Consider the following 15403-nt stretch of genomic DNA (forward strand, 5'->3'; position numbering starts at 1 on the left):
CCCTACGGTATTGGGCGTGCCAGAGACCGACCAGGAGATCACTCTCGACGCGGCCCTCACCGAGGAGGCCGTGCTGTCGACCTACCGGCGGATGTTCGCCGCGCTCGCCCGCGACAGCGGCGCGGTGGTGGACGACCCCGTGCTGGTCGACATCGCCGAGACGCTGTTCGCGGCGTTCGCCGAGGCCGGCGAGGAGTGGCTCACCCACGAGCAGATGCGCCACGTCTGCCGGGCCTACCCGCTGGAGATGTTCGAGAACCGCCTGCGGGTGCTCAGGGGCCTCGGCGCGATCCGCGAGGTGTTCCCCAAGCCCAACCAGCTCCGCTACCGGGCGTCGTTCACCAGCGTGGTGGGGCTGATGTTCGTCCGGCGGATGATGGCCGACGGCGGCCAGTCGGAGATGCACCGGCTGCTGGCGCTGGAGGACCTCAACGTCGCCGACCCCCGTACGACCATGGAGGAGGCGCGCCTCAGCGCGCGGAACCTGTCACGGGCCTTCCGGCTGTGGGCGCTGGAGCTGATCACGCTGGTCGGCGGCACCATCGAGGAGTTGCGCGAGCAGGCGCCCAAGCTGTGGGGCACCGAGGAGATCGCCCGCCGGGCGCAGAGCCTGCACGCGACCATCCTGACCCGCTGGCCCGAGCTCGACCGCACCTGCACCGAGCTGCGCGCGGCGATCTACGCCTACAGCGACGCCTCCCGCCGCGCCGCCGGCCGCCTGGCCGACTCGGCCGGCACGACGCGGAACCTCACGCTGCTGCCCGCCGAGACCTGGCGGACGTTCGCGCAGACCGCCGACAAGGAGCGGCTCGCGGCCGTGCTGGACGGCTTCGCCTTCGACGCCCCGGCGCCCTGGCACGACCCGGCGGCGATCGTCCGGGCGGTGGACGAGAGCCCCCGCCCGGCTCCGGCGCAGCCCACTCCCCCGCGTTCGATCGTGCCCGACCCCGGCCCGGCCGGCTCCCACGACGCCGAGGCCGGCGACGGCGTCCTCGGCCGCCTGGCCGCCGTCGCCGAGTCGGTCCTCGCCGGGCGGCCGTCCGCCCCGCTGGAGGAGGTGCTCGCCGCGGGCGGCGAGTGGGTCTCGGCGCGCCGCCTGCTGGCCGACCTCGTCTCGGCCGACCTGCGCCCGGAGTCGCCCTACCGGCTGCGCTGGTCCGACGGCCTGACGGCGGTCCCGGGCGCGGAGCCCGCGTGGCTGTCGCACGGCCACCTGGAGCGGACGGACGCGGGGACGGAGAGGGCGCCCGAGCCGGTGCGCGGCCGTCCGGGGAGAACGGCCGGGGCGTCCGAGCCGGCGCGCCGCCGTCCGGAGGGTTCGGAAGGTCCGGGAAGGACGGATGATGACGCCTGAGCTGATGCACGCGCGTGCCCGGTCCGCCGGGCCGCTGCCGCTGGGCCCCGGCGAGCCCGCCCCGGCCGGCATGCTCCGGGCGGGCCTCGGCGACGGCACGGGTACGGCGCTGCCGGCCTGGCCCGACGGCGCGACGCCGTCGCTGCTGGAGGAGTACCAGGTCGCGCCGGTGGCGGTGGAACGCTCCGGGGAGACCCGGCGGGTGCTGGCGGCGGCGCTGAAGTGCTGCTGGGCCGACCTCGCCGCCGACCCGTGGCCGGGCTCGCCCGCGCCGGTGGACGAGGTGCTGGCGGCCTACCGCGCCCTCATCGGGCGCGGCGACGACCTGATGCGCAACTGGGCCGTCGGCGCGCTGCGCCGCCTGCACGACTCGGCCTGGCTGACGGTGGAGGCCGGCGTGGTACGGCTCGGCCCGCGCTGCGCGTCCTGGCCCGCCGAGTCGCACGCGCAGCTCCGGGAGCTGCTGCGCCGCCTGCCCTCCGGCGCGGAGGGCGCCGCCCGGCCCGCCGTGCTCCCGGTCCTCGTCGAGGACGGCGAGGGGGCCAGGGAGGCGACGGCCGGCCCGGACGGGGACGCCGGGGAGCCCGGGGAGGTCACGGCGGGTGCGGCGGCCGGGGAGGTCGCGGCGGCCTCGGAGGTCACCGCCGCCGCGGATCTGGACGCCGACCTGCTGGAGGCGTTCGACGAGCGGCGCCGGGCCGAGATCGTCGCGGCGTTCATGGCGGTCGAGCACGCCGCCGAGCCGGTCCACGAGGCCCGCTTCCCGGCGCTGCGCGACCCGGCGCCGCGCCGTACGGTCGCCGAGATGCTGCGGCGGCGCGGCCGGGTGCTCGTCCAGGGCCGCGAGACGTGGATCTCGGGATACGCCGACGAGGTGGGCGCCGCGGTGAGCGGGACGGTCGGCGAGGCCGAGCGGGCGGTGCTGACGCTGGTGCTGGTCCACTCGGTGGCGATCCCCCGGGCCGAGGGCGTGCTGCCCGCCGACAGCTGGCTGTCGCCGTTCCCCGCCCCGGTGGAGGAGCTGCGGCGGCACACCCGGCTGCCGGTCGGCGCGCTGGACGCGGCGCTGCGGACGCTGCGCCACGCGGGCCTGGTGACGCAGGTCAAGGCCGGGGAGGAGGCGGGCGGCTATGTTCCCGGCCCGCAGTTCCACCGGCTGACCCCGGCGGCCAGGCGCCGCCTGCAGGAGGAGCTCATCCTGGCCGCGGGGCCGCACACCCCGCTGGCCACCGCCATTCGGGCGAACCGTCGAGGAAGGGAAACACAGGGGTGACCACCGGACAGCCGGAGCGGGCCGCGCGGGCGGGACGGGGCGCGAGGGGCCGCCGCGCGGCCGGCGCCGCCGAGGACACCGCGGGAAGCACCGCCGGAAGCACGGCCGCGGAACCGTCCAGAACGGCGGAGACGGCGGAGGCCGCGGCGGCGCGGGCGCGCGGCAGCCAGATCGGCCTGGTGCCGGTGGAGGTCAGGCCCGCCGCGCCCGACCACGACGTGGTCGGCGACCGCGTGCTGATCGCCGTGCAGGCGGTCAACATCTCGCGGCTGTCGACCCACCCGGTGCCGATCGTGCCCGGCACGCTGATCGTGGTGGCCGGGGCCGGCCCGAAGGACTCCAACGGCGCGGGCAAGTCGTCGTTCATCGCGATGATCACCGCGTTGCTCGGCGACGAGCAGTGGCGCTTCGCCTCCGGCGCCAAGGCGGTGGCGGAGCTGCTGTTCAACGCCGAACTGGCGGCGGGCGGCGGCGCCGGGACGTGGGCCAGCGCCGACCACGGCTACATCGTGGGCGTCTTCGCCCCGCCCGGCTCGGTGGACGACGCGGTCACGGTGTGGCTGCGGGTCAACCAGGAGGCCCCGCACCTGGAGATCCGGGTGGTCCCGGGCATCAGGCCGGCCTCGGCGCCCTCGGAGGCGGAGCGGGTGGCGCTGGCCGACGAGGTGTGGGCGTCGCTGCCGCGCTCGGCGGGCCGCCGCGACGTGGTGGCGCGCGACCTGACGAGGTTCCTGTACGGCGACCGCGTCAGGTGCGTGTCGTTCCTGTCCACCTCGGTGCGCAGCAAGGTCGCCACGAACCTGCTGTCCCAGCCGTTGAACGAGATCTCCCCGGAGCGGGTGTTCGAGGCGATCGCCGCGCTGACCGGCCTGGACGCCGAGCTGGACCAGGAGCGGGAGGCCCGGCGCGACGAGCACGCCAGACGGGTGCGGGCGACGCGGGCCGCGGAGCTGCTGACGGACTTCGAGGAGGAGTCCCGGGAGCTGCTTTCGACCTTCGACCGGCGCGACCGGGCCCGGGTGCGGCTGGCCGGGGCGATGCGTTCCTGGCGGGGGCGGCTGGCGCGCAGGCTCGCCGACGCGGCCCGCCGGGACGAGGCGCTCGCCGCCGAGCTGGAGCGGCTGCGCGAGACGGGCGGCCGCGCGGCCGAGGCGATCGAGACGGTGAAGGCGGAGATCGCCACGCTCCGGGACGACTCGCTGGAGCGCTCCCTGGCCGGGGCCCGCCGGGAGCTGGCCGCGTTGCAGGCCCGCGCGGCCAAGCTGGACGCCGACCGGGCGGTGGCGGAGAACGCGGCCGACGAGCTGCGCGCCCGCATCCCCGGGCTGGAGGAGCAGCGGCGGCTGGCCGACGGCCGCGACGTGGCGACGGCCGAGGCCGAGCTGGAGCGGGCCAGGGTCGTTCTCAACGAGGCGCTGAAGGCGCTGGGCGTGGCCGACCGTGAGGTGGACGAGGCGAAGGCCGCACTGGACGACGCCGAGGGCGGCCCGGCGGCGGCGCAACTCGACGCGCTCGCCGCGGCCGGGGTCCGGGCGACCGGCCTGCTCGACGCGATCGACGTCGCCGAGCAGGCCCGCGACGACGAGGCCGCGGCGGACCACGCGGGACGGGCGCTCCTGGCCGCCCGGGGCTGGCCGCAGGAGCACGCGGTGATCGTGGACGCCGCCGACCTTCCCGAGGCGGCGCGGACGCTGACCGCGCTGCCCGGCTCGGTGCTGGTCAGCGCGGCGGGCATCACGGTCGTGGGGTCGTTCGAGGCGGTCGCCACCGGCCGCGAGGCCCGGATCAAGGCCGCCGAGCAGCGGCTGCACCGGGCACGGGACGTGCAGGAGGCCGCCGCCGAGGCCGTACGGACCGCCGAGGACGGCATGGCGGAGGCGGCCCGGCGGCTGGAGGGGCGCGCGCCGCGGTGCGGCTGGCCGACGTCGAACGGCGGCTCGCCGAGCGGCGCGAGGTCCTCACCGGCCTCGTCGCGGCCCTGGCCGAGGCCGCGCCGCGGGTGGCCGAGGCCGAGCGGGAGGTCGCCGCGCTCGACTTCCGCGCCCGCACCAGGAGCATGGAGATCGAGCGCCTGGAGGGCCGCCGGGCGCGGCACGAGTCCGAACGCGACCAGGCCGCCGAGCAGGCGGCGAAGGTGCAGTCCGACCGTGACGCGCTCGCGCTGGACGCGATGGCCGCCGACTGGGGCGGCACGGTCGCCGGGGCCGGCGAGTGGCTGGAGGCGCTGGGCGAGGACGAGCGCCCGCTGACGGCCGAGGAGTGGTGGCGGGCGGCCGAGCGCCACCTCGACGAGGCGCTGCGCGACACCTTCCCCGGCGAGGACGAGGAGATGCCCGAGGAGCTGCGGTTCCTGATCAGGGAGCGGACCGAGCCGGGGGCCGGGCGCACCGCGCGCGAGCAGGCCACGTTCCCCGGCGTCTGCGCGGCGCTGGCGTCCTACCTGCGCGGCCAGGAGGAGTACGAGCGCCACCAGCGCCGCCAGATCGAGACCCAGCTGGAGACCCGCCGCCGCGACCTGTCCGCCGCCGCCAAGGGGGCGGAGGAGGCGGCGCAGTCCACCGCCGTGCACCGGGCCGCGCTGACCGCGGCGGTCAAGGCGCGGCTGGCGCGGGTCGCCGAGGAGTTCGAACGGCTCGACCTGGCCTATGGCGGCTACGGCGCGACGCTGGACTTCCCGGTGCCGCCCGCGCCCGCCGACCCCGAGCAGCGCTGGGCGTGGCGGGTGACGCCCCGCTGGCGGCGCGGCGAGGGGCAGGGCTACGTGCCGTACAACCGGCGGGCCAACACCGCGCTGATGGACGAGAAGGCGGTGAAGCTGGTCTGCGCGGCGGCGATCGCCTCCTCCGGCGGCGGCCACCTGTGCCTGGTCCTGGACGAGCTGGGCCGCAACCTCGGCAAGGAGCATCGCAGGGAGGCCGTGGCGCTGTTCCGCCGGATCGGCGAGACGTACGGGATCACGGTGATCGGCGCGCTGCAGGACGACATGGAGCCCTACGCGGTCGACGCCTGCGGCCAGTACGTCAAGCTGCGCCGGTCCTCCGACGCGATGCCGTACAACGAGCCGCCGGTGATCATCGGTCATGATCGCCACGCCGAGCGGGTGCGTGCTCTGGCGGCTGCGGTGAGCAGATAACCTCTGCGCAGGTTCTATTTCGGAAGTATCGGGGGAAACGGTGTCGGCGACACCGCTGGAGCAGGCACCTCCGCGGCGTGACCTGTATCTGACCATGGCGCTGGCGCTGCGCGTGGGCGAGTTGCTGCTCGGCAGCGGCGAGTCCAACGAGACGGTCTCCGGCGCCATGCGCCGCATCACCGACGCGTACGGCGTGCCGCACAGCGAGGCCGACGTCAACCTGTCGGCCATCACTCTGTCGCACGTCCCGGCGGACGGCGGCGTGCCGGTCACCGTCGAGCGGCGGGTCCGCCGCCGGCTGCCCGACTACGACCGGCTGATCGCGGTGCACGCCCTGGTCGCCGAGGCCGCCGCGGGGGCGCTGCCGCTGGAGGAGGCGCAGGCGCGACTGCGGCGGATCACCCGGCGGGTGCGGGTGTACCCCGCCTGGTTCCTGGTGACGGCGGTCGCGACGGTGGCCGCCTCGGCGAGCATCCTGGTCGGCGGCGGCCTGCGGGTCGCGCTCGCCGCGTTCGCCGCGACCGTGCTGGGCGACCGGGCCAGCGCGTGGCTGGCGGGCCGGGGCGTGGCCGAGTTCTTCCAGATCGCGGTGGCGGCCATGCTGGGCTCGCTGGCGGCGGTGCTGCTGATCGCGCTCGGCGTGCAGGTGCGGGCCGAGGCGGTGGTGGTCGGCGCGGTCGTCGCGCTGCTGCCGGGACGGCTGATGGTGGCCTGCGTGCAGGACGGCATCGCCGGCGAGTACGTCACGGCGACGGGCCGGCTGTTCGAGGTCTTCTTCGTCCTCGCCGCGGTCGTCTCCGGGATCGGCGTCACCCTCTACACCGCGGTCCGCCTGGGCGTGCCCTTGAGCGTGGAGAACGTGCCGGCCGCGCCGCTGCTGCTGGAGCCGGCGCAGCTTCTGGGGTCGGCCGGGGTGACGCTGTCGTTCGCGGTGGCGCTGCTCGTGCCGCCCCGGCACCTGGTGGCCGCGGTGATCGGCGGCACGCTGGCGTGGGTGGTCTTCGTGCTGCTGTGCGGCGGGGACGTGCCGGTCGTGCTGGCCACGGCCGTCGCCGCGGCGGCCGTGGGCCTGTTCGGCTCGGCGTACGCCAGGGCGGCCAAGGTTCCGTCGCTGGTGATCACGATCCCGGCGATCGGCACACTGCTGCCGGGAACGGCCCTGTACCGCGGCATGCTGGAGACCAACCTCGGCCACCCCGACGCGGGCATGTCCAGCCTGCTGCAGGCCCTGTCGACCGCCCTCGCCCTGGGCGCAGGGGTCATGCTCGGCGCGGAGATCATGCGGGCGGTCACCGGGTCCGACCTGGCCCGGCGGGTACGGCCGGCCGCCCGCCGGGCGCGCAGGCCGTTCATCCCGCGCCCGGCGGCCCGCCGCACCCGCGGCTCCTGACCGCCCTGCCGCACGGTGAGCCTGGTCCACCCGCCGTCGCGCGGGTCGAGCGCGTAGGGGAACCGGCGGCGGGGGCGGCGATGGTCCACAGGCCGCCCGCCGGCTCCACGCGCGCCGCGGTCAGGGTTCGGCCCGGCCGGTCGCCCACGCCCACGCGGCGATCGCGACGCGGTTCCTGGCGCCGGTCTTGCGCTGGATGGCGGCGATGTGGTTCTTCACGGTGCCCGGGGACAGGAAGATCTCGGCGGCGATCTCGGCGTTGGTCCTGCCCCGCGCGACCAGGGTCACGATCTCGTCCTCCCTCTCGGTGAGGACCACGCCGGAGGTCTCGCGCGGCCGTTCGTGCCGGCGCAGCAGCCGGACGGTGAGCTGCGGGCTGATGAGCACGTCGCCGCTCATCGCGGCCCGGACGGCCTCGATGAGCAACGTCGGGCCGGAGCGTTTGAGGATGAATCCGGCGGCGCCGTACCGCAGCGCGGCGTGGACGTACTCGTCCAGCCCGAAGGTGGTGAGGACCACGACGTGGATGCCGGTGCCCGCCAGGGCGCGGGTCACCTCGATCCCGTCGGCCCCGGGCATGCGGATGTCGGTGAGCACCACGTCAGGCTTGATCGTCTTGGCGGTGTCGATCGCGGTGCGCCCGTCGGCGGCCTCGGCCACCACGGTCATGTCGGGCTGGGCGTCGAGGATCAGGCGGAAGGCGCCGCGGATGCCTTCCTGGTCGTCGGCGATGAGGATGCGGGTGACCACTCCGGCGATTGTTCCAGCGGCAGGCGGGCGGTCAGCGACCACCCCTCGGGTACGGCTCCGGCGACCAGCTCGCCGCCGTGGGTCCGGACGAGCGAGGCCAGGGCGGGCAGGCCGGTTCCGCCGCGCCGGGTGGCCGGGGCGCGCGTCACGCCGTCGTTGGTCATCGTGACCGTCAGGACGCCGGACGACGCGTCGACGCTCAGCTCCACCCGTCCGGCCCGCGGGGCGTGCCGCCGGATGTTGGTCATCCCTTCGGCCACGACCCGGTAGGCCAGCGCGGCGGTCTCCGGCGGAGCCGTCACCGCCGGATCCATGCGCAGGTCGACCCGCGCCGGTCCGGCGGCGGAGAACCGTTCGGCCGCCTCCCGGATGCCGCCCAGGTCGCCGCCGGGGGTGTGGGGCCGGTCGTGACGCAGCGTGTCCAGCGTCCGGTCCAGCATGGACAGCGCCCGCTGCCCCGCGGCCTCGACGCGTTCGAGCGCCTGCCGGGGATCGCCCGTCACGAGGCCCGCCTGGGCGTGCGCCACCATCTCGCTGATGTCGTGCGCCAGGTAGTCGTGCAGGTCCCCGGCGAGCCGCAGCCGCAGGGCCAGGCGGGTGCCGGCCACCGCGCGCTCCTGCCGTGCGTCGAGAGAGCGCAGGTAGCCGCCGACGGCGGCGGCCAGCAGCGCGCCCAGCCCCCAGAACGCGCACACGCCCACCCCTTCCAGCGGCGAGGCGGGCGTGAACACGCGCAGCGGCCAGACGGCCGCCGCCAGACCCGCCGCCGAGGCGGCCACCGCCGCCCGCCGGGACGGCGCGTACCGGACGGCCAGGCCGGCCGACACCATCAGCGCCGCGCTCTCGGCCATGCCGAGCGCGTCGGCGCCGGGCGCCGGCCGTACCACGCCGGCCAGGTGGGCCAGCGTGGCGGCCACCGACACACCCGCCGCCGACAGAGCCGACGCGGACGGACCCGGCCGGGAACGAGGCCGGAACCCGCTCACGGCCACCCCGGCGGCGACCACCGCCGGCACCACGGCGACAACCCACATCACGATCACCCGTGTGACGATACGCGCGTCCCGCGCCGCCCGGAGGAGTGCCGAACGGCACCGGTTCCGGCGGCGAAGGGTGCCGAACGGCATCTGGCCCGCCCTCCCGCCGTGCCGGAAGGCTGATCACATGACGATCTTCACTTCTCACCGGCCGGGGTACGCGGCGGCGCTGTGGGCGCTCGCCTACGGCGCGCTCGGGGCCGGGTGGGCGCTGGGCGCGCCCGGTTACCCGTGGGGGGCCACCGATCCCGACCCGGACCGGGCCCTGTCGATCCTGGCCGGGTCGACGCCGGGCTTCGGCTGGGTGATCGCCGCCTGCTGCCTGCCGGTCGCGGCCACGGCGTGGGCGCTGACCCGCCCGGGCGGCCGCCGCGCACCGTTGTTCCTGGCCTGGCCGATCGCCGCGCTCCTGATCCTGGTGATCCCCGACTCGCGGCTCATGATGGGCGTCGCCTACACGCCGCTGCTGCTGGCCGCCCCCCTCTTCGGCTGGGACCTGGGCGGCGCCACCTTCGCCGACGCCTGGCCCTGGCCGGTGCTCAACCAGCTCGTGTGCGTGCTGGGCGGCCTGCTGCTGGCCGCCGCGGCACTGGCCTGCACGCGCGGCCGGAAGAACCGGCGCCGCTGGTTCACCCCGGAGCGGGGGCGCGTCGCGGTGTACGTGGCGGTCGGGGTGCCGCTGGTGTACTGCGCCACCCGGTGGGCGTGGGCGCTGGGCATCCCGCTCGGCGTGAGCGCGGAGTTCCTGGCCGAGGGCGAGGACGGACTGTGGCTGCTGGGCGCCTACCTGGCGACCTTCGGCGCGCTCGGCGGCATGCTCACCCTCGGCCTGACCCAGCGGTGGGGCGAGGTCTTCCCGCGCTGGATCCCGTGGCTGCGCGGCAGGAGGGTGCCGCCGCTGCTCGCCGTCGTCCCCGCCGGGTTCGTCTCGATCATCATCACCGTGGCCGGGCTGACCTACATCCGCTGGACCGCCGCCGGCAGGTTCACCCTGACCGAGTGGGGGGCCTGGCTGCCGGAGTGCTTCTGGCCCGTCTGGGGCGCCGCGCTGGCCACCGCCACCGTCTGCTACCACCTGCGCCGCGGTCGTGACGCGCACCGCGAGGCGGCCGGCCGTACCCCCTGACCGGCGGGGATCAGACGCCGGTCACGGAGAGGGTGGAGCCGCGGCGTTCCTTGCGGACCCGCAGCTGCGCCGGGACGCGGGTGCGCAGCTCGGCGACGTGGCTGACGATGCCCACGGCCCGGCCGCCGTCGCGCAGGCCGTCGAGGATGTCGAGGACACCGTCGAGGGTGTCCTCGTCGAGCGTGCCGAAGCCCTCGTCGACGAAGAGCGTGCCGATCTCCACTCCGCCGGCCTCGGCGGTCACCACGTCGGCCAGGCCCAGCGCGAGCGCCAGCGAGGTGATGAAGCTCTCCCCGCCGGACAGCGTCGCCGGGTCGCGGTCCACGCCGGTCCAGCCGTCCAGGATCCGCAGGCCCAGCCCGCCGCCGGACCTGCTGCGGTCCCCGGCGGAGCGGCCGAGGTTGTGCTCCAGCAGGTAACGCCCGCCGGACATGTGGTCGAGCCGTTCGTTGGCCGCCGCGACCACCTGGCGCAGCCGCTCGCCGAGGACGTAGGACGACAGCCGCATGTTCCACCGGTTGTCGGTGGAGTTGCCGCCGGTGAGGGCGGCCATCCGCTCGGTCAGGCGGTGCCGTTCGGCGGCGGGCAGCCAGCGGTCCAGGCACCCCTCCAGCTCGGCGCGGAGCACGGCCAGCCGCTCCCGGCGGGCCTCGGCGCCGTGCAGGGCGGACCGCAGGCCGGCGTGGGCCTCGTCGGCGGCGTCGTGGTCCCGCCGCAGCCCGTCGAGGTCGGGCTCGGGCTCCGCGGCGGCGGCGACCAGCTCCGGGTCGGCCAGCATCGCGGTGACGGCGGCGCGCTCCTCGTCGAGCTCGCGCAGCCGCGCGGCCTTCTCCTCCTGCTCGGCGGGCGGGCGGACCGCCGAACGGGCGTCGTCGGCGGATCGGAAGCCCGCCTCGGCGACGGCGGCCAGGGCACGGGTCCGCGCCGCCTCCAGCTCGGCGGCGGTGACCCGCTCCTCCCTGGCGGCCTCGGCCGCCTCCCTGAGCAGCTCCGCCTCGTCGGCCAGCCGGTCCAGCCGGTGGGACAGGCTCGGGTCGTCGCCGCGGGCCTCGTCGAGGCGCGCGGCCAGCCGCTCCGCCTCGGCGGCGAGCTTGTCGGCGTGCGTACGGCGGGCGGCCAGGGTGACCGCCAGCTCGCGCGAACGCTCCCGCGCCGCCTCCAGCTCGGCCGCGGCCCGGCCGGCCTCCCCGGCCACCGCCGGTTCGGCCGCCGCGGACTCCCGCAGCCGGGCCAGGGCCCGCTCGGCCTCCTCCAGCCCGGCCACGGCGTCCGCCACGGTCAGGTCGGCGGCGGCGCACGCGTCGCGGTGGGCGGCCTCGACGTCGGCGGCGCGGACGGCGGCGGCGAGCGCGGCGGCCAGCAGCGCGGCCTCCCCGGCGAGCCGGTCGCGGCGGTCCTGGACCGTGGGGTCGGCGCCGCGGGCGTCGTCCAGCCGGGCGGTCAGCCGGTCGTGCTCGGCCCGCCAGCCGGACCGGCGGGCGCCGCCCTCGGCCAGCGCGCGGGCGGCCTCGGCGGCCCGCCGCCGCGTGTCGTCCAGCTCCGCCGCGAGGCGGCCGGCCTCCGCGGCGAGCGCGGCCTCGGTCCCGGCCGCGGCGGACAGGTCCGCCAGCTCGCGGCGGGCCTCGCCGAGGGCCTCCTCGGCGGCGGCCACCGTGAGGTCCCCGGCGACCGTGAGGGCCTCGCCGAGCCGGGAGTCCAGGGCGGTGACGGCGACCTCGGCGGCCCGCCGCCGTTCGGCCGCGGCGTCGTAGGCGCCCTGGGCGGCGCGTTCGTCCTCGGCGGTGGGGGCCTCGGCGGCGGGCGCGGCCGGGGCGGGGTGGTCGGGCGAGCCGCAGACGGCGCAGGGCTCGCCGGGCAGGAGCTTGGCCGCCAGCTCGGCCGCCATGCCGTCGATCCGGGCCTGGCGGAGGTCGAGGTGGCGGTCGCGGAGCCGCTGCGCGTGGTCGGTGGCCCCGGCCAGGGCCGTACGGGCCTCGGCCAGCTCCGCGCGGAGCCCGTCGCGGCGGCGGGCGGCGTCGAGCCGGGCGGTGGCGGCGTCCACGACGGCCCGCGCGGCGGGCACCCGGGCCGCCCGCGATCTGACCTCGGTCAGCCGGGCGGTCACGTCGTCCAGCGCGGCGGGGAGGTCCCGCTGGGCCTCCTGGAGCGCGGCCTCCCGCGCCCCGGCGTCGGCCAGCTCGGCGTCCAGGGCGGCCAGCAGGCCCTCCAGCTCGGCGAGGCGCTCCTCGTCGGCCCGCAGGCCCTCCAGGGCGGCCAGTTCCTCGCCGCGCTCGCGCTCGCGGGCGGCGAGCGCCTCGCGCGGCCCGGCGGGGTCCGCGGCCGGGCGGAGGGCGTCCGGGAGGGCGGCGAGCCGGGCGGCGACGTCCCGGCGGGCCTCCGCCAGCTCGGCGGCGAGGCGGTCGCGGTGCTCGGCCGCCGCCAGGCGGGCGGCGGCGGTCTGCCGGACGGCCTCGGCGGCCGGGACGCGCGCCGCGTCGAGGCGGACCGCGGCCAGGCGGGCCTCGGCGTCCTCGCGCAGGCCGGGCAGGACCGCGAGGCGGGCGTCGGTCTCGGCCTGGGCCGCGCCCAGGGCGGTGATCTCGGCGTCGGCGCGCTCGCGCTCCTCGCGGATCCGCGCCAGGCGCGCCTCCTCGGCGCGCAGCTCCGCCAGCCGGCTGATCTCGGCGCGGCGGTCGCCTTCCAGGCCGGCCAGGCGGTCGGGGGTGACGTCCGCGGCGATCGCGACGTCCACGGCGTCCGCACCGTCGGCGGCGTCCGCACCGTCGGCGGCGATCGCACCGGCCGCGGTGATCGCAGCGTTCACGGCGTTCGCGGCGGCCGTGGTGTTCGCGGCGTCGCCGGGGACGCCGAGCAGGGGCAGGGCGCGGGCGAGGGCGTCGGCGGCCATGTCATGGGCCTTGCCGGCGGCCTCGGCGCGCTGCTCGACGGCCTGCAGGAGGGGCAGCACCCGGTCGGCGCGGGCCGCCTCCGCGAGGATGATCTCCAGGTCGGCCCGCTCCTCGGCGGTCTCCTCCAGGGCGTGGCCGCGCGCCAGCGCGTCGGCGTGGCGCCGCCGCCGGTCGGCCAGGGCCATGCCCCGCTCCAGCTCCGCGCGGGCCCGCCGTACCGCCGCCTCGCTGTCTGCGCGGGCCAGGCCCGCCCGGGCGGCCTCCCGCGCGGCGAGCGTCTCCAGGGCCGCGGCCCAGCCCCGCGGGTCGTCCTCGGGGTCCGGCGCCGGGGCGGGGACGGCGGCGGTGCGCCCGGCGTCCCCGGCGTCCCGTGCGCCGGCGGTGGCGTCTCCGTTCGCCGTATCCCCGGTGTCCCCGGTGTCCCCGGTGTCCCGTGCGCGCTCGGCGATGGCGTCTCCGTTCGCCGCGTCCCCGGCGCCGGGCGTCCCGGACGCCTCGGGGCCGGCGGCCAGGGCGGCGAGGAGGGCCGGGCCCGCGGCCTCCTCCAGGCGCTGGACGGCGAAGTCGACCTCCCTGCGCATCGTCTGCTGCTCGCGGTGGGCCTCGGTCCGCCGTTCGGCCAGCCAGGTCTCGGCGGCGGCGTAGAGCCGTACGGAGAACAGGCGCTCCAGGACCCGGCGGCGGTCCTCCCCGTCGGCGCGCAGGAACCGGGCGAAGTCGCCCTGGGGCAGCATCGCCACCTGGAAGAACTGGTCGGCGTTCATGCCCAGAAGGTTGCCGATCAGCTCCCCGGCCTCGTCGACCCGGGTGGTCAGCCCGAGCCACTCCCCCGAGGGGAGGAGCTCCTGCAGCACGGCCTTCTCGTTCTCGCGCGTGGTGCCGGTCCCCCTGAGCTTGGGGCGCTGCCAGGCGGGCGAGCGGGTGATCCGCAGCCGCCGCCCCCGGACGGTGACCTCCAGGGCGACGCTCGGCCCCCGGCCGGGCGGGGCGTGGTCGCAGCGCAGGCTCTTGGCGCTGTCGCGCCTGCCCGGCACCCTGCCGTACAGGGCGTAGCAGAGCGCGTCCAGCACCGTGGTCTTGCCCGCGCCGGTGGGGCCCTGGATCAGGAACAGCCCGGCCTCGGTGAGGGCGTCGAAGTCGATCTCCTCGTCACCCGGGAAGGAGCCGAAGGCGCTGATCCACAGACGGTGCGGGCGCATCTACGCCATCGCCTCCTTGACTCGGCAGGCCTCGACGGCCTCCTGGAGCAACCGGGTCTCGTCGTCGTCGGCGGCCTCGCCGCGCACCTCGCGGACGAAGTCGAGCGCCACCTCGATCTCGGGGCGGCCGGCCAGCCGCGGCCGCGCCACGGTCTCGCGGACGCCGCCCTCCGGTTCGAAGGAGAGCGCCAGGGTGTGCTCGAATCGGGCCCGGAGCCGTTCCATGGCGCCCTTCGGCCGGATCGGGTCGGTGAGCGTCACGTGGAGCCAGTGGTCCTCGTGGCGGGCGTGCTCGGCCGCGGTGAGCAGGTCGTCGAGGCGGCCCCTGAGCGTGGCGACCGGGCGGGGCACCGGCGCCTCGGCGAACTCGGCGCTCACCTCGCCGCCGGGCGCCAGGTCCACCAGCCAGAAGCCCTTGACCTGGCCCTCCTCGGAGAAGGAGTAGGCGATCGGGGAGCCGGAGTAGCGCACGGTCTCACTCATCCGCTGGCGGCCGTGCAGGTGGCCCAGCGCGACGTAGTCGACGCCGTCGAAGGCCGAGACCGGGACGTGGGCGACACCGCCGACGCTGATGTCGCGCTCGCTGTCGCTGGCCCGGCCGCCGGTCACGAAGGCGTGGGCCAGGACGACCGACCGGCCGCCCCGGCGCGCCAGGTCGGCGCGGACCAGGGACATGGCGTGCCCGAGCGCCGCGGTGTGGGTGCGCTCGGGCAGCTCCCACGGGCCGCGCACCAGCTCCGGCTCCAGGTACGGGATGCCGTAGAACGCCACGTCGTCGATCACCACGGGCTCGCCGGCCCGGTCGGGGTCGGTGCGCAGGTGGACCCCGGCGGCGTCCATCAGGCCGGCGCCGAACCCGAGGCGGCGCGCGGAGTCGTGGTTGCCGCTGATCAGCACCGTGCGGACGCCCTCGGCGGCCAGCCGCCGCAGCGCCTCGTCGCACAGCCGCACCGCGTCGACCGAGGGCAGCGCGCGGTCGTAGACGTCACCGGAGACCACGACCACGTCTACCTTTTCGGACCGGACCGTCTCGACCAGGTGGTCGACGAAGACCCCCTGGGCGGCCAGGAGGCTCTCGCGGTGGAACGAACGACCCAGGTGCCAGTCCGAGGTGTGCAGCAGGCGCATGTCACCTCAAGCTAACAGGCCACGGCGGCAAATGTGGCTACTTGCGTCACATGGGAAACGCCCCATGTCCTGTGGGCACCGGGCTGGGTACTCTGGATGATCAGGGGGACCGTACCGGTCGCGTA

At 77.1% G+C, this 15403-nt stretch carries 9 protein-coding genes; 5 read left to right on the plus strand and 4 right to left on the minus strand.

What is annotated here, in order from left to right:
- The first annotated feature begins 16 nt into the window (after positions 1–16).
- The 4 genes from ACQP10_RS26025 to ACQP10_RS26040 all read left to right on the plus strand — a co-directional run bounded on the left by ACQP10_RS26025 (position 17) and on the right by ACQP10_RS26040 (position 7150).
- Entirely contained in the window at positions 17–1354 is a 1338-nt protein-coding gene (locus tag ACQP10_RS26025) for a hypothetical protein (protein WP_346022820.1), read from the plus strand.
- Entirely contained in the window at positions 1344–2627 is a 1284-nt protein-coding gene (locus ACQP10_RS26030) for a helix-turn-helix domain-containing protein (RefSeq protein WP_346022821.1), read from the plus strand. The genes ACQP10_RS26025 and ACQP10_RS26030 overlap by 11 nt, the downstream gene beginning before the upstream one ends.
- Positions 2624–4876, plus strand: a complete 2253-nt coding sequence (locus ACQP10_RS26035; protein WP_433539905.1) for a hypothetical protein — start codon at positions 2624–2626, stop codon at positions 4874–4876. The genes ACQP10_RS26030 and ACQP10_RS26035 overlap by 4 nt, the downstream gene beginning before the upstream one ends.
- A 924-nt stretch (positions 4877–5800) precedes the next feature.
- Complete coding sequence (locus ACQP10_RS26040; RefSeq protein ID WP_179827318.1) at positions 5801–7150, plus strand: threonine/serine ThrE exporter family protein; 1350 nt, start codon at positions 5801–5803, stop codon at positions 7148–7150.
- 120 nt (positions 7151–7270) lie between these two features.
- On the opposite strand, the gene ACQP10_RS26045 is transcribed toward ACQP10_RS26040, so the two are convergent.
- Both ACQP10_RS26045 and ACQP10_RS26050 read right to left on the minus strand, forming a co-directional pair.
- Complete coding sequence (locus tag ACQP10_RS26045) at positions 7271–7900, minus strand: response regulator transcription factor (RefSeq protein ID WP_346022823.1); 630 nt, start codon at positions 7898–7900, stop codon at positions 7271–7273.
- A complete protein-coding gene (locus ACQP10_RS26050; protein WP_433541943.1) occupies positions 7840–8934 on the minus strand; it encodes a sensor histidine kinase in 1095 nt (364 codons plus the stop codon). Before ACQP10_RS26050 ends, ACQP10_RS26045 begins: the two co-directional genes overlap by 61 nt.
- 130 nt (positions 8935–9064) lie before the next feature.
- Here ACQP10_RS26050 and ACQP10_RS26055 point away from each other — a divergent pair, with 130 nt between their 5' ends.
- The gene (locus tag ACQP10_RS26055; protein ID WP_433539906.1) at positions 9065–10063 is read left to right on the plus strand and encodes a hypothetical protein; all 999 of its coding nucleotides are present in this window, start codon (positions 9065–9067) and stop codon (positions 10061–10063) included.
- Between the two features lie 10 nt (positions 10064–10073).
- Here the strand turns inward: ACQP10_RS26055 and ACQP10_RS26060 are convergent, their stop codons facing one another.
- Both ACQP10_RS26060 and ACQP10_RS26065 read right to left on the minus strand, forming a co-directional pair.
- The gene (locus ACQP10_RS26060) at positions 10074–14150 is read right to left on the minus strand and encodes an AAA family ATPase (RefSeq protein WP_433539907.1); all 4077 of its coding nucleotides are present in this window, start codon (positions 14148–14150) and stop codon (positions 10074–10076) included.
- A complete protein-coding gene (locus ACQP10_RS26065) occupies positions 14151–15278 on the minus strand; it encodes an exonuclease SbcCD subunit D (RefSeq protein WP_433539908.1) in 1128 nt (375 codons plus the stop codon). It lies immediately after the preceding gene.
- Positions 15279–15403 lie beyond the last annotated feature (125 nt).

The sequence above is a fragment of the Streptosporangium sandarakinum genome, from assembly GCF_050942225.1.
Lineage (GTDB): Bacteria > Actinomycetota > Actinomycetes > Streptosporangiales > Streptosporangiaceae > Streptosporangium > Streptosporangium nondiastaticum.

Excerpts from the sequence above, each read along its gene's own strand:
- ACQP10_RS26030 (WP_346022821.1), top strand. The coding sequence starts at position 1,344 with ATGACGCCTGAGCTGATGCACGCGCGTGCCCGGTCCGCCGGGCCGCTG.
- ACQP10_RS26050 (WP_433541943.1), bottom strand. The coding sequence starts at position 8,934 with ATGTGGGTTGTCGCCGTGGTGCCGGCGGTGGTCGCCGCCGGGGTGGCC.
- ACQP10_RS26055 (WP_433539906.1), top strand. The coding sequence starts at position 9,065 with ATGACGATCTTCACTTCTCACCGGCCGGGGTACGCGGCGGCGCTGTGG.
- ACQP10_RS26060 (WP_433539907.1), bottom strand. The coding sequence starts at position 14,150 with ATGCGCCCGCACCGTCTGTGGATCAGCGCCTTCGGCTCCTTCCCGGGT.
- ACQP10_RS26065 (WP_433539908.1), bottom strand. The coding sequence starts at position 15,278 with ATGCGCCTGCTGCACACCTCGGACTGGCACCTGGGTCGTTCGTTCCAC.